Origin of the sequence: Saccharopolyspora sp. 6V, from assembly GCF_020176785.1 — a bacterium.
In the GTDB taxonomy this organism is placed as follows: Bacteria; Actinomycetota; Actinomycetes; order Mycobacteriales; family Pseudonocardiaceae; genus Saccharopolyspora_C; species Saccharopolyspora_C gregorii.
Genome location: NZ_JAIUKB010000001.1, coordinates 26,916 through 44,121 on the forward strand (window position 1 = coordinate 26,916; position 17,206 = coordinate 44,121).

The 17,206-nt window shown below is 72.3% G+C and carries 14 protein-coding genes and 1 pseudogene; 10 read left to right on the plus strand and 5 right to left on the minus strand.

Annotation, left to right across the window (positions count from 1 at the left end; all coding sequences use genetic code 11):
* The first annotated feature begins 77 nt into the window (after positions 1-77).
* Positions 78-1,565, plus strand: coding sequence for a SulP family inorganic anion transporter (locus LCD35_RS00125; RefSeq protein WP_224957576.1), 1,488 nt, complete (start codon positions 78-80; stop codon positions 1,563-1,565).
* 298 nt (positions 1,566-1,863) lie between these two features.
* Here LCD35_RS00125 and LCD35_RS00130 read toward each other — a convergent pair.
* From LCD35_RS00130 to LCD35_RS00140, 3 genes and pseudogenes are all read right to left on the minus strand, one after another.
* Positions 1,864-3,186 (minus strand): annotated as a pseudogene (locus LCD35_RS00130) (CitMHS family transporter); the annotation flags it as partial.
* 42 nt (positions 3,187-3,228) lie between these two features.
* On the minus strand, positions 3,229-3,855 hold the full coding sequence (locus LCD35_RS00135; protein ID WP_224957578.1) for a hypothetical protein: 627 nt from the start codon (positions 3,853-3,855) through the stop codon (positions 3,229-3,231).
* Positions 3,852-4,946 carry an isocitrate/isopropylmalate dehydrogenase family protein gene (locus LCD35_RS00140; RefSeq protein ID WP_224957579.1) on the minus strand — a complete coding sequence of 365 codons (1,095 nt, stop codon included), beginning with the start codon at positions 4,944-4,946 and terminating at the stop codon, positions 3,852-3,854. Before LCD35_RS00140 ends, LCD35_RS00135 begins: the two co-directional genes overlap by 4 nt.
* 288 nt (positions 4,947-5,234) lie before the next feature.
* Between LCD35_RS00140 and LCD35_RS00145 the strand changes: the two genes are divergently transcribed.
* The 5 genes from LCD35_RS00145 to LCD35_RS30360 all read left to right on the plus strand — a co-directional run bounded on the left by LCD35_RS00145 (position 5,235) and on the right by LCD35_RS30360 (position 11,428).
* Positions 5,235-6,611, plus strand: coding sequence for an NAD-dependent succinate-semialdehyde dehydrogenase (locus LCD35_RS00145; protein ID WP_224965802.1), 1,377 nt, complete (start codon positions 5,235-5,237; stop codon positions 6,609-6,611).
* Positions 6,611-7,027: a cupin domain-containing protein gene (locus LCD35_RS00150; RefSeq protein ID WP_224957584.1), complete on the plus strand. Its 417-nt coding sequence runs from the start codon at positions 6,611-6,613 to the stop codon at positions 7,025-7,027. The genes LCD35_RS00145 and LCD35_RS00150 overlap by 1 nt, the downstream gene beginning before the upstream one ends.
* Positions 7,028-7,158: 131 nt before the next feature.
* Positions 7,159-8,022 (plus strand): GntR family transcriptional regulator, encoded by an 864-nt coding sequence (locus tag LCD35_RS00155; RefSeq protein ID WP_224977928.1) that lies wholly within the window; start codon positions 7,159-7,161, stop codon positions 8,020-8,022.
* 218 nt (positions 8,023-8,240) lie between these two features.
* Positions 8,241-10,070, plus strand: coding sequence for an asparagine synthase (glutamine-hydrolyzing) (gene asnB / locus LCD35_RS00160; RefSeq protein ID WP_224957588.1), 1,830 nt, complete (start codon positions 8,241-8,243; stop codon positions 10,068-10,070).
* A 131-nt stretch (positions 10,071-10,201) separates the two neighbouring features.
* Positions 10,202-11,428 (plus strand): DUF418 domain-containing protein, encoded by a 1,227-nt coding sequence (locus tag LCD35_RS30360; RefSeq protein WP_225043533.1) that lies wholly within the window; start codon positions 10,202-10,204, stop codon positions 11,426-11,428.
* Between the two features lie 48 nt (positions 11,429-11,476).
* On the opposite strand, the gene LCD35_RS00170 is transcribed toward LCD35_RS30360, so the two are convergent.
* Entirely contained in the window at positions 11,477-12,028 is a 552-nt protein-coding gene (locus LCD35_RS00170) for an XRE family transcriptional regulator (RefSeq protein ID WP_224957591.1), read from the minus strand.
* A gap of 54 nt (positions 12,029-12,082) precedes the next feature.
* Between LCD35_RS00170 and LCD35_RS00175 the strand changes: the two genes are divergently transcribed.
* The gene (locus tag LCD35_RS00175) at positions 12,083-12,979 is read left to right on the plus strand and encodes a DMT family transporter (RefSeq protein ID WP_224957592.1); all 897 of its coding nucleotides are present in this window, start codon (positions 12,083-12,085) and stop codon (positions 12,977-12,979) included.
* A 147-nt stretch (positions 12,980-13,126) separates the two neighbouring features.
* On the opposite strand, the gene LCD35_RS00180 is transcribed toward LCD35_RS00175, so the two are convergent.
* A complete protein-coding gene (locus tag LCD35_RS00180; RefSeq protein WP_224957593.1) occupies positions 13,127-13,381 on the minus strand; it encodes a hypothetical protein in 255 nt (84 codons plus the stop codon).
* A 270-nt stretch (positions 13,382-13,651) separates the two neighbouring features.
* On the opposite strand from LCD35_RS00180, the gene LCD35_RS00185 reads away from it, so the two are divergent.
* The 3 genes from LCD35_RS00185 to LCD35_RS00195 all read left to right on the plus strand — a co-directional run bounded on the left by LCD35_RS00185 (position 13,652) and on the right by LCD35_RS00195 (position 17,162).
* Positions 13,652-14,377 carry a GntR family transcriptional regulator gene (locus LCD35_RS00185; protein WP_224965805.1) on the plus strand — a complete coding sequence of 242 codons (726 nt, stop codon included), beginning with the start codon at positions 13,652-13,654 and terminating at the stop codon, positions 14,375-14,377.
* Between the two features lie 86 nt (positions 14,378-14,463).
* Complete coding sequence (locus LCD35_RS00190) at positions 14,464-15,822, plus strand: cation:dicarboxylate symporter family transporter (RefSeq protein ID WP_225043534.1); 1,359 nt, start codon at positions 14,464-14,466, stop codon at positions 15,820-15,822.
* Positions 15,819-17,162 (plus strand): adenylosuccinate lyase family protein, encoded by a 1,344-nt coding sequence (locus LCD35_RS00195; protein ID WP_224957596.1) that lies wholly within the window; start codon positions 15,819-15,821, stop codon positions 17,160-17,162. Before LCD35_RS00190 ends, LCD35_RS00195 begins: the two co-directional genes overlap by 4 nt.
* The last annotated feature ends 44 nt before the right edge of the window (positions 17,163-17,206 follow it).

Consider the following 17,206-nt stretch of genomic DNA (forward strand, 5'->3'; position numbering starts at 1 on the left):
GCCCCCCGTACCGCTGCCCCTGCCGGCGGCACGAAACCTCCGCGCCCCCCGAGGCGCCCGAGCACGTCAGGACGCCCGTGTCGAACTCCGCCGCCCCCGCCTGGGCGCGCCCGTCGTGGCTGTCGCCGAAGGTCGTCCGCACCGAGGTCCTCGGTGGACTGGTCGTCGCGCTGGCGCTGATCCCCGAGGCGATCTCGTTCTCCATCATCGCCGGGGTCGACCCGAGCGTCGGCCTGTTCGCGTCGTTCACGATGGCGGTGGTGATCTCGATCGTCGGCGGTCGCCCGGCGATGATCTCCGCGGCGACCGGGGCGATCGCGCTGGTCGTGGCACCGATCAGCCGCGAGCACGGGCTCGGCTTCCTGGTCGCCACCGTCATCCTCGGCGGGATCTTCCAGGTGGTCCTCGGCTCGCTCGGCGTGGCGAAGCTGATGCGGTTCGTGCCGCGCAGCGTGATGGTCGGCTTCGTCAACGCCCTCGCCATCCTGATCTTCACCGCGCAGGTGCCGGAGCTGATCGGCGTGCCGTGGGCGGTGTACCCGCTGTTCGCCGCCGGGCTCGCCATCATGGTGCTGTTCCCCAGGCTCACCAAGGTGGTCCCGGCGCCGCTGGTGGCGATCGTCGCGCTGACCGCCACCACGATCGCCGCGGGGATCGCGGTGCCGACCGTCGGGGACAAGGGCGCGCTGCCGTCCGCGCTGCCCGTGCCCGGGCTGCCCGCGGTGCCGTTCACCCTGGAGACCCTCCAACTCATCGCGCCGTACGCGCTGGCCTTCGCGCTCGTCGGGCTGATGGAGTCGCTGATGACGGCGAAGCTCGTCGACGACATCACCGACACCCGCTCGAACAAGACCCGCGAGTCCATCGGGCAGGGCGTCGCGAACATCGTCACCGGTCTGTTCGGCGGCATGGGCGGCTGCGCGATGATCGGCCAGACGATGATCAACGTGAAGACGGCGGGCTCCCGCACCCGGCTGTCCACGTTCCTCGCCGGGGCGTTCCTGCTGGTGCTGTGCCTGGTGTTCGGGCCGGTCGTGTCGCGGATGCCGATGGCGGTGCTGGTGGCGGTCATGGTGCTCGTCGCGTTCGGCACCTTCGACTGGCACAGCATCGCGCCGCGCACCCTGAAGCGGCTGCCCGCGGGGGAGAGCATCGTGATGGTGGTGACGGTCGCCGTGGTGGTGGCCACCGACAACCTCGCCATCGGCGTCGTCGTCGGCTCGATCACCGCGATGGTGATCTTCGCGCGCCGGGTGGCGCACCTGGTGGAGGTCAGCGCCGTCACCGATCCGGACGGGCGGCACGTGGTGTACGCGGTGCGCGGGGAGCTGTTCTTCGCCTCCAGCAACGAACTGGTGTCCCGGTTCGACTACGCCGCGGACCCGGAGCACGTGACGATCGACCTGTCGGCCGCGCACATCTGGGACGCCTCGACGGTGGCCGCGCTCGACGCGATCACCACCAAGTACGGGTCCCGCGGCAAGCAGGTGGAGATCACCGGCCTGAACGAGCCCAGCGCCACCATGCACGGTCGCCTCAGCGGCAGCCTGGCCCCCGCCGAGTGAGCCCGCGGGCCGTTCACCGGGCGCTCAGGGCGGGGGTGCTCGGCCCGCAGCCGGGCGATGGCCCTCGGCACCGCCACCGCGGACGCCGCCGGGTAGGCGCTCACCGCGAGCCGGTCCCGCAGCCCGGCGATCTCCAGGTAGGCCGCCTCCAGATGGGCGACGACCTTCCTGGCATGCCGCAGCAGCACCGCACCGGCTGGAGTGGGCCGGACGCCGCGGGCCTGCCGCTCGAACAGCGGGACGCCCACGGCGGCCTCGGCGTGGTTCCCGGGCCACCACCCGCCATCGGAACCGCATGTCACACCACGCTGATCGCCCCGGTGAGGACGGCGAAGGCGATGTAGGCGACGGAGGCCAGCAGCACCCAGGGCAGCGCGAAGCGCTGGAACTCGCCGAGGTCCCGCTTGACCAGGCCCAGCAGCACCCACAGCGGCGCCGAGGTCGGGCCGATCGAGTGCATCATCTGCCCGATCGCGCCCGCCCGGGCGATCTCCACCGCCGGGATCCCGTAGTGCCCGGCGGATTCGGCGAGCACCGGCAGCACGCCGAAGAAGTACGCGTCGTTGGACATGAAGAAGCTCAGCGGCAGGCTGATCACCGCGGTGAACAGCGGCAGCAGGTTGCCCATCGACTCCGGCACGACCGACAGCAGCGCGTCGGCCATCGCCTTCGTCATCCCGGTGTCGGTCATGATGCCGGTGAAGATTCCGGCGCCCAGCACCAGCATCACGACCGGGACCGCGCTGCTCGCGTGCTTCTTGACGACCTCGGCCTGGTCCGCGAGCCGCGGGTGGTTGACGACGAGGGCGACGACGAACGCGAGCATGAACAGGTTCACCAGCTCGGCGACGCCGAACACCAGCAGCACCAGCAGCAGCACCGTGAGCCCGGCGTTGAACCAGGTCCGCCAGGTGCGCCCGTCGCGGTCCACCCGCTGTTCGGCGATCTCGGCGGCGAACTCCTCGATGACGGCGCGGTCGATGCGCTTGCGCTGCGCGCGCCCCAGCAACCAGGAGATCGTGATGATGGCCAGCGAGGTCAGCGCCATCGGCGCGATCATGTGCACGAAGTAGTCGGTGGAGTCCAGGTGCAGCACGCTGATCCCGCGGGTCGCCGCCCCGCCCCACGGCGTGGTGCCGGAGATGGTGCCGAGCGCCATCGTCGCGATCGCGGCCAGCACCAGCGGGTTGATGCCCAGCCGAAGGTAGATCGGCAGGAACGCCGAGCACAGGATCATGTAGCTGGTGGTGCCGTCCCCGTCGAGCGCCACCAGCAGCGCGAGCACGGCGGTGCCGACGCAGATGCGTGCCGGATCGCCCTGCGAGAGGCGGATGATGCCCCGCGAGATCGGGTCGAACAGCTTCGCGTCCATCATCACGCCGAAGTACAGCACCGCGAACAGCAGCAGGATCGCGGTCGGGGCGACGATCTCCAGGCCGTTCAGCATCATCTCGTCGAGGCGTCCGCCGAACCCGGCGGCCACGGCGAACACGACGGGGGTGGCCATGATGGCGACGAAGGCGGTCAGGTAGCGGCGCATCACCAGCGCCATGAAGACGCCGAGGGTGGCGAAGCCCAGGACGGCGAGCATCGTTGCTCCTTTGCTGCTCCCGGCGGTGGTCGTGGCGAGGGGTGCGGCCGAGCCGCGGCCGGCGGGCCGGGCTCAGGCCGCGCCGAGCAGCTGCGTCCGCAGCGAGCGCGCGGCGAGCAGCGGCGGGCTCAGCACTTCGGTGCCGAGGTCCGCGGCGAGCGCGGCGGCGTGCGGGCTCAGCGAGTACTGCGCGAGCAGCACCAGGTCGGCCGCGGGCAGGTGCGGGCGCACCGCCGCGGCGAGGGAATCGGCGCCGGCCGGCTGCGCGAGCGCGGGCAGGATTCGTGCCTCGGGAGCCGCGATGTCCAGCCGCCCGGCCGATTCCGCGAGTGCGCTGTCCAATGAGGACACCAACACGGCGGTGGCCCGGCCGCGGCGGGCGAGCTCGGCGAACGCGGCGTCGTCGGCGCCCCGCACCGGCGCGGACCACAGCTGCCGGGCGAGCCCGGCGACCGGCCCGTACATCGAGCAGCTCAGCTGCACCGCGTCCGCGCCGCCGTCCACGGCGTGCCGGATCAGCCCCAGCATCCGCCTGCGCAGCGCCGGGGTGAGCCCGCCCGCCGCGTCGGCCTCGGAGACCAGCCGGTCGTCCAGCAGGTTCCAGGCCGTCGCCTCCGGGAACGCCTCGCGCAGTGCCGCGTTCGCCGGTTCCACCGCGGCGGGCGCGGCGTGCACGAACGCCACGAGCGGGCGGGTCATCTCGCGTCCGCGATGGCGGCGGCGACGGCGGCGGCGAACTCCGTCGTCCCGGCGGAACCGCCCATGTCCGAGGTGCAGGTCCCGGCGGCGACGGTGCGCGCGATCCCCGCGTCGAGCGCCGCGGCGGCGGTGCGCAAGCCCGCGTCCTGGTGCCGATCTCCCAGCCACTGCAACAACATCGAGCTGGACAGCATCATGGCGATCGGGTTCGCGAGGTCCTTGCCCGCGATGTCGGGGGCGGAGCCGTGCGCGGCCTGCGCCATGCCCTGCCGGTCCGAGACGTTGATCGACGGCGCGATGCCCAGCGAACCGGCCAGCTCGCCGGTGAGGTCGGAGAGGATGTCGCCGAACATGTTCTCGGTGACGATCACGTCGAACTCGGGGGCGCGGCGCAGCAGGTGCACCGTCATCGCGTCGATGTGGTAGTCGTCCACGGTGACGTCGGGGTACTGCTCGGCGATCTCCCGGCACACGTCGCGGAACAGGCCGGTGGTCAGCCGCAGCACGTTCGCCTTGTGCACGATGGTCAGCTTGCCGCGACGGCCGCGGGCCAGCTGGAAGGCGGTGTGCGCGATCCGCTCCACGGCGGGCCGGGTGATGATGCCGTGCGCGATCGCCACGTCGGGGGTGGGCATGAACTCGCCGGTGCCCGCGTGGGTGTTGCGGTCGGCGTAGAAGCCCTCGGTGTTCTCCCGCACGATCACCAGGTCGGTGCCGGGGACCATCGCCTTCGCGCCCTCGAAGGACTTGGCGGGGCGGATGTTCGCGTACAGCCCGAAGCGGGTGCGGATGGTGCCGCTGGGGTTGAGCTGCGAGCGGTGCGGTTCCGGGTAGGCGGCGCTGTCGTGCGGCCCGAGCAGCCAGGCGTCGAGCTCGTCGAGCGCGGCCAGCGTGGACTCCGGCGAGGGCGTGCCGTGCTCCTCGATGGCGTCCCGGCCCAGCGGCAGCGGCACCCACTCGACGGCCGGGGCCCCGGCGGCGGTGAGCGCGGCGTCCACGGCGCGGGTGGCGGCGGGCACGATCTCCGGTCCGATCCCGTCGCCTTCGAGCAGGCCGAGTCGGTAGGTGCGGGCGGATCGGGGTGCGGTCATGGATCTCTCCTCGGGTGGTGCGTTCCGGCGACATCCTGGAGGTTATAACCTCGCTCGGTCAAGACCTGAATCCAGGGAGATCGAGCCGAGCTGAGCAGCAGATGAGTGCGTGCGCAGTGCTTATAACGAATCGGATCGAGGTGGGCGCCGAATTGGTACTTGTGCGTTGAGAAAAACCATCCGGTCGATTAGCGTCCTGCTCCGCCGGGACACCGCGGACCGCCGCGACCGGGCCGCGAACCCCGGAACCCGCACCCCTCAGAACCCCTCCTGGAACGGAGCAGCCCCGTGACCATCCTGTCGATCGACCCGGCCACCGAGGCCGAACTGGCGCGGTACGAGGTGGACGGTCCCGCTGAAGTGGACGCGGCCCTCGCGGCCGCCGCGACCGCCCAGCGGGCCTGGCGCCGGACGCCGCTCGCCGAGCGCACCGCGCTGCTGCGCGAGATCGCCCGCGTGCTGCGCGCCGGGCGGGAGCGCTACGCCCGGCTGATCACCACCGAGATGGGCAAGCCGATCGCCGAAGCCGCCGCCGAGGTCGACAAGTGCGCGCTCACCTGCGAGCACTACGCCGAGCACGCCGCGGAGCTCCTTGCCGACCGTCCTGTTCGGACGGACGACGGCGAGGCGGTGGTCGTGTGCGAGCCGCTCGGCGTGGTCCTCGCGGTGATGCCGTGGAACTACCCGTTCTGGCAGTTCTTCCGGTTCGCCGCCCCCGCGCTGGCCGCCGGGAACGGCGCGATCCTCAAGCACGCCAACAACGTTCCGCAGTGCGCGCTCGCGATCGGCGAGGTGCTGCGCGACGCGGGCGCGCCCGCGGGGCTGTGCCGGGCGCTGCTGGTCGAGGTGCCCGTCGTCGCCGAGCTCATCGCCGACGACCGGATCGCCGCGGTCACCCTCACCGGATCCACCGAGGTCGGCGCGATCGTCGCCGGACAGGCCGGGAACGCGCTGAAGAAGCAGGTGCTCGAACTCGGCGGCTCCGACCCGTTCCTGGTGCTCGCCGACGCCGACGTGCCCGCCGCGGCCGCCGCCGCGGTGCGGGCCCGGTTCACCAACGTCGGCCAGTCCTGCGTCAACGCCAAGCGGTTCCTGGTGGCCGAGCCGATCGCCGAGGAGTTCGCCGCCGCCTTCACCGCGGCCGCCGAAGCGCTGCCCGTCGGCGATCCCACCGACCCGGCCACCCGGATCGGCCCGATGGCCCGCGCGAACCTGCGCGACGCCCTGCACGACCAGGTGCTGCGCACGATCGCCGCGGGCGCGCGGCTGCGCACCGGCGGCGAGCCGGTGCCGGGGCCCGGTTTCCACTACCCGCCGACCGTGCTGGACCACGTCGAACCGGGCATGGCCGCGTTCGACGAGGAGACCTTCGGGCCGGTCGCGGCGATCACCCGCGTCGCCGGTGCCGAGCAAGCGGTGGAACTGGCCAACCGCACCGAGTTCGGCCTCGGCGCCGCGGTGTGGACCCGCGACCTCGCGCTGGCGCGGCGCATCGCCGCCGAGATCGACGCGGGCGCGGTGTTCGTCAACGGCGTCGTCGCCTCCGACCCGCGGCTGCCGTTCGGCGGGGTGAAGAAGTCCGGTTACGGCCGGGAACTGGGTGCCGAGGGCATCCGCGAGTTCGTCAACGTCAAGACCCTCTGGATCCGCGAGGAGCGCGCCTGATGCCCGAGCACGAGACCTTCCCCGCCGCCGTGCTGCGGCCGGCCGAGCTGTCCGCGTTCTCCCGCGGCGGCGGTGCCCGCACCATCCCGCTGGTCACCCGGGAGCGCGGCGCCGCCACGTTCCTCAACGGGCAGACCCTGTTCGAGGGCGGGGCGGGCATCCCGCTGCACACGCACGACTGCCCGGAGAGCGTGGTGATCCTCGAAGGCGATGCGATCGCCGAGATCGACGGCGTCGAGCACGAGCTCACCGCCTTCGACACCACCTACGTCGACGCGGGGGTGCCGCACCGGTTCCGCAACGCCTCGGCGACCGCGCCGATGCGCATCCTGTGGACCTACGCCTCCGTCGACGCCACCCGAACCCTGGTGGCCACGGGAGAAACCCGGCGCGTCGACGCGGAGCACGGGGCCTGACGCCTGCCTCGTCCGGAACCTCGCCACCGGGCTCGCACCGCGGGATCCCGACCGTCGGGGCGGGAACCGGCGCCGGCGCCGAAGTAGGCTCGCTCGGCACACCGCCCACCTCGCGGAAGGACCGGGAGCACATGGCGACGCCCCTCGTCGAGCAGATCGCGGCGCGCATCGCGGAGCACATCCGCGAGGAGCGGCTCGTGCCGGGCACCCGCCTGGTGGAGCGGGCGCTCGCGGAGCGCCTCGCGGTGTCGCGCTCGCCGGTGCGCGGCGCGCTGCGGCTGCTCGCCGCTGACGGCGTGGTGGCGGCGGGGGAGCGCGGCGGCTACGCGGTGCTGCGCGTCCCGGACGCCGCGCCGGTGGCCGAGGGCGGGGACGGCGTGGAGACGACCTACCTGCGGATCGCGGGGGACCGGTTGGACGGGCGGCTGCCGGAGCGGGTGACCGAGAGCGGGCTCGCCCGCGAGTACGGGCTCACGTCCGCGCAGCTGTCCCGGATCCTGCAGCGGATCGGTGCCGAGGGCTGGATCGAGCGGATGCCCGGCTACGGCTGGCGGTTCCGGCCGATGCTCACCTCGCAGGGCTCGTACCGGGACAGCTACCGGTTCCGGTTGACGATCGAACCGGCCGCGCTGCTCGAACCGGATTTCCAGCTGGACGAGGACGCGGTGCGGGAGGTGCGCGCGCAGCAGCAACACCTCGTGGACGGCGCGATCCGGGAGGTCGGCGACGCGGAGCTGTTCGACCGCAACAGCGCGTTCCACGAGGTGCTGGTGCAGTGCTCGGGCAACGCGTTCTTCATCGACTCGCTGCGCCGGGTGGACCGGTTGCGCCGGTTGGTGGAGTACCGGCGGACGCTGCCGCGGGACCGCGCGGTGGTGCGCTGCCGCGAGCACGTGGAGATCGCGGACCTGCTGTTGGCGGGGCGCCGGGCGGAGGCGGCGGAGCGGCTGCGCGAGCACCTGGACTCGGTCGGTACCGAGAAGGCGGGGGAGTAGTACCGGTCGCGCTCCGTGTTCGGCCCGGTCCGGGGTGGCGCGCGGAGAACTTCGCATTCGTCCTGTTCACGAGGTATTTGCGATGTGCCCGCAACATCGCGACATCTATGATTTACATCACTCGGCGTCACACTTTTGCTCCGCAGTGAGCGCCGGTCCCGGCCACTAGCGTCCATTTCGTTAGTTTGAGCAGCTATCTAAATGGGTGAGGTGGTCGTATGTGCGGCATCACGGGCTGGGTCTCCTACGGGCGTGATCTCGGTACCCAGGACCGAGTGCTGCGGGACATGACCGAAACGATGGCCTGCCGCGGCCCGGACGCCGCGGGCACCTGGGTCGCACCGCACGCCGCGCTCGGGCACCGGCGGCTCGCCGTCATCGACCTGCCCGGTGGCGCGCAGCCCATGGAGGTCGCCACGCCCGACGGCGCGGTCGCCATGGTCTACTCCGGCGAGGCCTACAACTTCACCGAGCTCCGCGCCGAACTGCGCGGGCGCGGGCACCGGTTCGACACCGACTCCGACACCGAGGTCGTGCTGCACGGCTACCTGGAGTGGGGCGAGCAGCTCGCCGAACACCTCAACGGCATGTACGCCTTCGCGATCTGGGACGAGCGCACCGAGAAGCTCGTCATGATCCGCGACCGGATGGGCATCAAGCCGTTCTACTACTACGAGACCGCCGACGGCGTGCTGTTCGGCTCCGAGCCCAAGGCGATCCTGGCGAACCCGGACGCCGAACCGGTCGTCGGCCTCGACGGGTTGCGCGAGATCTTCTCGTTCGCCAAGACGCCCGGCTTCGCCGTGTGGGAGGGGATGCGGGAGCTCAAGCCCGGCCACCTCGCCATCGTCGACCGCAACGGGCTGCGCGAGCGCTGCTACTGGCAGCTGGAGGTCGGCGACCACACCGACGACCGCGACGCCACCGTCGCGCACGTGCGGGAGCTGCTCGACGACATCATCGCCCGCCAGCTCGTCGCCGACGTGCCGCGCTGCACCCTGCTCTCCGGCGGGCTCGATTCCTCGGCGATGACGGCGATCGCGGCGCTGCAGCTCGCGGAGCAGGGCGAGACGGTGCGCAGCTTCGCCGTCGACTTCCCCAACCAGGCCGAGAACTTCCGCGCCATCGACGTCGCCCCCACCCAGGACACGCCGTTCGTGCACGCCGTCGCCGAACACGTGCGCAGCGACCACGACGACATCATGCTCGACGGCGCGGCCCTGTCCGACCCGGCGGTGCGCGCCGCCGCCGTCGCCGCCCGGGACCTCCCGATCGGTCTCGGCGATCGGGACAACTCGCTGTACCTGCTGTTCAAGGCGATCCGCGAACAGTCCACCGTGGCCTTGTCCGGGGAGTCGGCGGACGAGATCTTCGGCGGCTACCCGTGGTTCCACGACGAGCGCAAGCGCGACGCGGACACCTTCCCGTGGCTCGTCGACTCGCCCCTGACCCCGTCCGGGCTGCTCGAACCCGGCCTGAGCGCGCAGCTGGACCTCGGTTCCTACATCGGCGACAACTACCGGGACGCCGTCGCCGCCGCGCCGCTCAAGGACGGCGAAACCGGGCTGGAGAAGCGGATGCGGCAGGTCTGCTACATGCACCTGACCCGCATGGTGCAGACCCTGCTGGACCGCAAGGACCGGATGAGCATGGCCGTGGGCCTCGAAGTGCGGGTGCCGTTCTGCGACCACCGGCTGGTGCAGTACGTGTTCAACACCCCGTGGGCGCTGAAGACCTTCGACGGCAGGGAGAAGAGCATCCTGCGCGGCGCCACCCGGGACACGCTGCCGGAATCGGTGGCCAACCGGAAGAAGAGCGGTTACCCGGGCAGCTTCGACCCGAACTACCTCCGCGCCATCCAGGCGCAGGCCGCGGAGCTGATCGCGACCGACCACCGGGTGCTGGAGTTCTACGACGCGGACCGGCTCAAGGCCGCCACCACCGCCGACGGGGCGACCATCACTCACGAGCAGCGCGGCGCGATCGAACGGTCCCTGGACTTCGCCACCTGGCTGGACCAGCGGAACCCGGTGCTCAAGCTGTCCTGAGCACCGGACGGGGCGCCCGCGCGCACCGCGGGCGTCCCGTTCTCCGGGCGGTGGGCGGAAATCCGGGCTTGAGCGTGCCGCAGGGGCACGGAGTGGGATGGGGTGACAACAGCCCCGAGAGGAGCCCACCCGTGTCCACCGACACCGTCCCGCGCCCGTCCGCACCACCGGCGCGACCCACCCCGCTCGCCGAGCGGGCGATCGCCCCGGACCTGGCCCGGGGCATGATGCTGCTGCTCATCGCCCTGGCCCACGTGCCGTGGTTCCTGTACACCGCAGGCACCGGTGCCGCGCTGCTGCACCCGGCGGGCGGTGGGCTCGCCGACCGGATCGTGCAGGCGGCCACGATCGTCGTGGTGGACGCCCGCACGCACACCATGTTCGCGTTCCTGTTCGCCTACGGGATCGGGCAGCTGCACACCCGGCGGATCGCGGCGGGAGCCTCGGCGCGCGAGGCGCGCGGGCTGCTGCGCCGCAGGCACCTGTGGATGTTCGGGTTCGGCCTGGTCCACGCCGCGCTGCTGTGGCACGGCGACATCCTCGCCACCTACGGCGTGATGGGACTGGTGTTCGTGCCGCTGTTCCTCGGCCGCGGGGACCGCGCGCTGCGGGTGTGGATCGGGGTCCTGGTGGCGCTCGGCGTCGCGGTGTGCGCGATCTCGGTGATGGCGGACCCGGTGCCGCCGTCGGTGGGTCCGCGTCCGGAGCGGTTCCCGATCACCGAGACCGGCTACCTCGCGTCCGCGCTGCTGCGGTTGGCGAACTGGGCGCCCACGCCGCTGGCAGGAATCGCCACGCTCGCGCTGCCGACCGCGTTCCTGCTGGGGTTGCTCGCTTCCCGGCACCGCGTCCTGGAGGAGCCCGCCCGGCACCTGCCGCTGTTGCGGCGCACCGCCTTCTTCGGCGTCGCCGTGGGCTGGGTGGCGGGTGTTCCGCTGGCGCTGCACCACGTCGGCGTGCTGGGGCTGCCGAACCTGGCGGTCTTCGGCACGGTGCACTTCTTCGCCGGGATTCCCGCCGGGGTCGGATACGCCGCCCTGTTCGGCCTCGTCGCGCACCGGATCACCGCGCGCGGTGCGAGCCCGGCCAGGCCGGTGCGCGCGTTGGTCGCGTTGGGGCGGCGCTCGCTCAGCGGGTACCTGGCGCAGTCGGCGGTGTTCGTGCCGCTGCTCTCGGCGTGGGGATTCGCGGTGGGGGCGCACCTGTCGAGCTGGTCGGCGGCGCTCGTCGGCGTCGCCACCTGGGTGCTGACCGCGGTGCTGGCGCGGCTCTCGGAACGAGCGGGCGTGCGCGGGCCTGCGGAAACCTTGCTGCGCAGGCTCAGCTACCGGAAGCCGCGGCGGCGGACCGCGGCCTGATGCCCGTCGCGGTGCGCGGTTCGAACGGGCCGCGCACCGCGACGTCGGTCAGGAGACGACGTTGCGGAGGAACGTGGTGGTCCCCGCGGCGTCGTTGACGTAGGAGTACCGCTGCGCGCTGGAGTAGATCGCGTAGTCGCCCGCGTCCACGACCGCCACCTCGTCCTCGCGCTCGATGCGCAGCCGCCCGGCCGTCACGAAGACCATCTCGTGCCAGCCGGCGGGGTCCGGTTCGGCGTCGTAGCGGTCACCGGCGGCGAGGCTCCAGGTCCACAGCTGCGCCTGGTCACGAGCGGGCGCGCTGCCGAGCAGCACCGCGCGGCTGTCGGCCTCGGCGCCGCGCCACGCGGTCGCCTCGATCCTGCCGGGCGGGGCGGACGGCGGGCTGACGACCTCGACGAGGGTGGCGCCGAGGGTGCGGGCGAGCTTGTCGAGCCCGGAGAGGCCGATGTTCGCCTCGCCCGCTTCCAGGTTGATGATCGTGCGCCTGCTCAGCCCGGCTTCGGCGGCGAGCGCGGACTGGCTGAGCCCGGCCTCGTGGCGCAGTCGGCGGAGGTTGTCCGCGACGTGCACCAGGACGTCCGGGGGCGGCTCTTGCACGTGCAGGATTCTACACATAACGTGGTGCAATATGTTGCACATTCGAGTCGGGTGGTGAACCGGCACGAGCTGGCGCTGGTGGGCATCACCGTGATCTGGGGCGGGACGTTCCTGGTCATCCACACCGCCATGCGCTACTGCGGGCCGCTGTTCTTCGTCGGCGTGCGGTTCCTGGCCGCGGGCGTGCTCAGCCTCGTGGTGTTCCGCCGGGCGTTGCGGGGCATTAGCCCGCGGGAGCTGGGCGCCGGGGCGGCGATCGGCCTCACGATCTTCCTCGGCTACGGGTTGCAGACCTGGGGGTTGCAGACGATCAGCAGCAGTTCCTCGGCGTTCATCACCGCGCTGTACGTGCCGATGGTGCCGCTGCTGCAGTGGGCGGTGTTCCGCAAGGCGCCGCCGGTGCCGGCGCTGGTCGGTGCCGCGCTCGCCTTCGCCGGGCTGGTGCTGCTGGCCGGTCCCGGGGCGGCGGGGATCTCGATGAGCGGCGGGGAGCTCGCCACGCTCGTCGGCGCGGTGGCCATCGCCGCGGAGATCGTGCTGATCGGGACGTTCGCCGGGAAGGTCCGCCTCGGCGGGGTCACCGTGGTGCAGCTGCTGGTCAGCGGTGCGCTGTCGCTGGCGATGATGCCGGTGGCCGGTGAGGCGCTGCCCGCGTTCTCCTGGGTGTGGCTGGTGGCGGCGCTCGGGCTCGGCGCGGCGAGTTGCCTGATCCAGATCGCGATGAACTGGGCGCAGCGCGAGGTCCCGCCGACGCGTGCCACGATCATCTACGCGGGCGAACCCGTGTGGGGCGGGATCTTCGGTCGCCTGGCGGGGGATCGGCTGCCGGGGCTCGCGCTCGTCGGCGCCGCGCTGATCATCATTGGCACCCTGGTCAGCGAGCTGAAATCACGCCCGAAGTCCGAAGTGGACATTCCTGCCGCCGAACTGTCCGAGTCCACCACCCGCTGACCGGTCAGCCCCTGCCCCGGCCCGGACGTCTCCGGGTTCCGGGGCGCGTCAGCGGTCTGCCCCGACCGGCACGACCGCGCTGCCGGGTGGGGTAGGTGACGCGACCCGGCGGACCGCGCTCCGCTCGACGATCGTCGAGCTCGCGCGTCAGCCGCCGATCTCCTCGCCGAAGCGGAGCAGGGAGCGGAAGAAGTCGATGGGGGCGCTGAGCACCGAGCGGGCCCCGTCGCCGAGCGCTCCCCACCAGTGGTTCACCCCGCCCGCCGCGCCGCTCGGATCCTTCGCGATCACCGCGAGCAGCACGACCAACCCCAGCAGCACCAGCACGATCACCAGGGCGATCAGGCATCCGGTGTTGCGCAGCCGCTTGCGCCAGGACCCGCGCGCGGAACGTTCGGACATGGCAGCCCACCTTCGTCGAGTGGCACCGGACCCTAGAGCAACCGCGGCCCCGTGGGGAGACCCGCGACCGAATCGCCGCCGGATCGTCCCGCGAACGCCCGCGGCGAGACGATCGCCGACGGCGAGATCGACCGCGTCGCGGCTCCCCGCACCGCCTTCGCCTGACGGCCGCGGGTGATCGGTCCGCTCGTCCGCCGGGCGGGCCGTTCACCCGGGCGGGAGCGGGCGGTGTGGGAGGCTGCGGGAGTGGAGGGTGTCGAGACGTCGTCGATGAAGGAGCCGCGCTACCTGCGGATCGCCCGCGAGCTGGCGGCGGACATCGGGGCGCGCAGCTGGCCGCTGGGGGAGCGGATGCCGCCCGAACCCGAGTTGGCGGCCCGGTTCGGCGTCTCCCGCGAGACGTTGCGCAACGCGCTGCGCGAGGTTGAGTCCTGGGGCCTGGTGTCGCGGCGCAAGGGCGACGGCACCCGGGTGCGGCGGCTGGCCCCGGTGGAGCGCTTCGACACCTCGTTGAACAGCCTGGAAGAGCTGACCCAGTACGGCAGGGACGCGGTGCGGGAGGTCGCGGAGGTCGCGGAGGTCGCGGTGGACGCCGAGCTGGCGGCGGTGACCGGGTTCCCGGTGGGCGCGGCGCGCGCCCGGTTGACGACGCTGCGCCGGGCCGAGGAGGGCTCGGTGGTGTCCTGGTCGCAGGTGTACCTGGCGCCGGAGGACGCGGCGGTGGTGTCCGGCGAGTTGGGCCGCAGCACCCGGTTGATCAGCGACCTGCTGGCTGAGCGCACCGGCCGGACGACGCACCGGGTGGACCAGCAGGTGCGGGCGGTGCCGATGCCCGCGGAGCCGGCGGCGGCGCTCGGGCTGGAAACCGGTTGCCCGGCCTTGGAGTTCGTCCGGCGCTACTTCGACGCGGCGGGCGAGCTGTTCGAGGTGACGGTCGGGGTGCACCCGGGCGGCAGCTTCAGCTACCGCACGACGCTGGTCCGCTCCGGGCAGTAGTGCCCTGCGCGCGGGCATTGACAGGAGGGCACCGCAGCCTCAATTCTGTCTAGACAGAAACTGTCTAGACACAAAGAGGTGCAGGCATGAAGTCAGCGGAGCAGCTCCGCGACGGAGGCGCACCGGCCCGCCGCTCCCGCTGGTACACCGGCGTCGGCAACCAGGTGCTGATCTCGATCGTGCTGGGCATCGCCGTCGGTGCCGCGTTCCCCGGGTTCTCCGCCCACCTGAAGGTCGTCGGGGACGTCTTCCTCGACCTGATCAAGGTCGCGGTCGCGCCGCTGGTGTTCTTCACCATCGTGCTCGGCTTCGCCTCGGCCGGAGACCTGAAGAAGGCCGGGCGCACCGGACTCCTCGCCCTGGTCTACTTCGAGGTCGTCTCGACCGTCGCCCTGCTGCTGGGGCTGCTGGTGGGGAACCTGACCGGCGTCGGCACCGGAGCGGGCGCGCTGCGCGGCGCGCAGCACCCGGCGGCCCCGGACACCGGTGCGCACGAGGACTTCCTGGACACCGTGGTGCCGGACAACTTCGCCGGCGCGTTCACCTCCGGGCACCTGCTGCAGGTCGTGGTCATCGCCGTGCTGTTCGGCATCGGGTTGCTCTCGATGGCGCCCGCCGTGCGGACCCAACTCGGCGCCGGGCTGGAGACCGCGTCCGAGGGCTTCTTCGCGATGATCGGCGTGATCATGCGGCTGGCGCCCCTCGGCACCTTCGGCGCCATCGCGTACTCGGTCGGCACCAACGGGTCCGCGATGCTGCTGGCCCTGGCCGAGCTGGTGGCCGAGTACTGGATCGTGGTCGCGCTGTTCGTCCTCGTCGTGCTCGGCGGGATCTGCCTGGCCATCGGGGTGAACGTGCTGCGCCTGCTGCGCGCGGTCCGCACCGAGCTGACGCTGGTGCTCGGCACGGCCTCCTCCGAGGCCGGGTTGCCCGGCCTGCTCAAGAAGCTCCCGCGGATGGGGATGTCGCAGCAGACCGTCGGGCTGGTGCTGCCGACCGGGTACGCGTTCAACCTCGACGGCACCTCGCTGTACATGGCGCTGTGCACGCTGTTCCTCGCCAACGCCTACGGCATCCCGATGGGGCTGGAGCAGCAGCTCGGCCTGCTGTTGATCATGCTGCTGACCTCGAAGGGCGCGGCGACCGTCTCCGGCGGGACGTTCGTGGTGTTCGCCTCCACGATCACCGCCACCGGCTATCTGCCCGTGGACGGCGTCGCGATCCTGTTCGGCGTGTACCGGGTGATGTCGATGGCGGTCTCCACCTGCAACACCTTCGGCAACGTGGTGGCCACGCTGGTGATCTCGCGGTGGAACGGCGACCTGGACCGGGACCGGTTGCGCGCCGTCCTGGCCGATCCGGCGCTGCTCGACCGGGAACCCGAACCCGAACAGATCGCCGCCGCGCGCGGCACCGACCCCACGACCTCCGGGAGCAACGCATGAGCAGCACCGTGTTCGACTCGGTCCTGTACCGGGAGATGTTCTCCACCGGCCCGATGCGCGAGGTCTTCAGCGACGCGAGCTTCCTCGCGCGGATGACCGAGACCGAGAGCGCCCTCGCCCGCGCGCAGGCCACCGTCGGCGTGGTCCCCGCCGAGGCGGCGCGCATCATCACCGACTCGGTCGACCCGGTCGCGCTCGACCTGGAACGGCTGCGCACCGAGACCGAGAACGTCGGCTACCCGGTGCTGCCGCTGGTCACCCAGCTCGCCGAGCAGTGCGGCGAGGCGGGCGGCTACCTGCACTGGGGCGCGACCACCCAGGACATCATGGACACCGCGACGATGTTGCAGTGCCGCGACGGGCTGGACCTCGTCGCCACCGCTCTCGATCGGGTGCGGGCGGTGCTGCGGCGGCTGGCCGCGGAGCACGTCGACTCGGTGGCGGCCGGGCGCACCCACCTGCAGCACGCGCTGCCGGTGACGTTCGGATTCCGGTGCGCCGTCTGGGTTTCCGCGCTGGACCGCCACGCCGAGCGGCTGGCCGCGGCCCGCGAACGCGACCTGATGGTCCAGTTCGGCGGGGCGGCCGGAACCCTGGCGTCCCTCGGCTCCGGGCCGGAAGGGCTCGCGGTCCGCGCGGCTCTCGCGGCCGAACTGGGGCTGCGCGACCCGGAGATCACCTGGCACGTGGCCCGGGACGGGCTCAACGAGATCGTGTCGCTGCTGGCGGCGATCGGCGGTTCGCTCGGCAAGATCGGGTGGGACGTGACGATGCTGTGCTCGTCCGAGTTCGGCGAGGTCGCCGAACCGTTCGTGCCCGGCCGCGGCGCGAGCTCCACCATGCCGCAGAAGCGCAACCCCATCTCCAGCGAGCTGATGGTGGCGGCGGCGAAGCTGCTGCGCGACCGGGCCGCCACCATGCTCGACGCGATGATGCAGGACTTCGAGCGGGCCACCGGGCCGTGGCACCTGGAGTGGGCGACCGTCCCGGAGGCGTTCCAGCTGGCCGCTTCCTCCTTGCACCAGGCCGAATTCATGCTCGGCGGCCTCGAAGTCGACGTCGACCGGATGCGCGCCAACACCGACCTGACCGGCGGTCTCATCGTCGCCGAGGCCGTGATGATGGCGGTCGCGCCCGAACTGGGCCGCCAGCGGGCGCACGAAGTGGTCTACGACGCCTGCCGCCGCGCCATCGAGGGCGGGCAGGACCTCGCCACCGAGCTGCGCGGGCACCCGGAACTGGTGGAGCGGCTCGGCGAGCGGCGCATCGACGAGCTCTGCGACCCCGCCAACTACCTCGGCAGCGCCCGCGCCATGACGCGGGGCGTGGTCGGCGGCTGACCCACCGCCGGGGCTCATCGCGGACCGCTCGGTGGAACCCGGCG

Excerpts from the sequence above, each read along its gene's own strand:
- LCD35_RS00135 (WP_224957578.1), bottom strand. The coding sequence starts at position 3,855 with ATGACCCGCCCGCTCGTGGCGTTCGTGCACGCCGCGCCCGCCGCGGTG.
- LCD35_RS00140 (WP_224957579.1), bottom strand. The coding sequence starts at position 4,946 with ATGACCGCACCCCGATCCGCCCGCACCTACCGACTCGGCCTGCTCGAA.
- LCD35_RS00150 (WP_224957584.1), top strand. The coding sequence starts at position 6,611 with ATGCCCGAGCACGAGACCTTCCCCGCCGCCGTGCTGCGGCCGGCCGAG.
- LCD35_RS00155 (WP_224977928.1), top strand. The coding sequence starts at position 7,159 with ATGGCGACGCCCCTCGTCGAGCAGATCGCGGCGCGCATCGCGGAGCAC.
- asnB (WP_224957588.1), top strand. The coding sequence starts at position 8,241 with ATGTGCGGCATCACGGGCTGGGTCTCCTACGGGCGTGATCTCGGTACC.
- LCD35_RS00180 (WP_224957593.1), bottom strand. The coding sequence starts at position 13,381 with ATGTCCGAACGTTCCGCGCGCGGGTCCTGGCGCAAGCGGCTGCGCAAC.
- LCD35_RS00185 (WP_224965805.1), top strand. The coding sequence starts at position 13,652 with ATGAAGGAGCCGCGCTACCTGCGGATCGCCCGCGAGCTGGCGGCGGAC.
- LCD35_RS00190 (WP_225043534.1), top strand. The coding sequence starts at position 14,464 with ATGAAGTCAGCGGAGCAGCTCCGCGACGGAGGCGCACCGGCCCGCCGC.
- LCD35_RS00195 (WP_224957596.1), top strand. The coding sequence starts at position 15,819 with ATGAGCAGCACCGTGTTCGACTCGGTCCTGTACCGGGAGATGTTCTCC.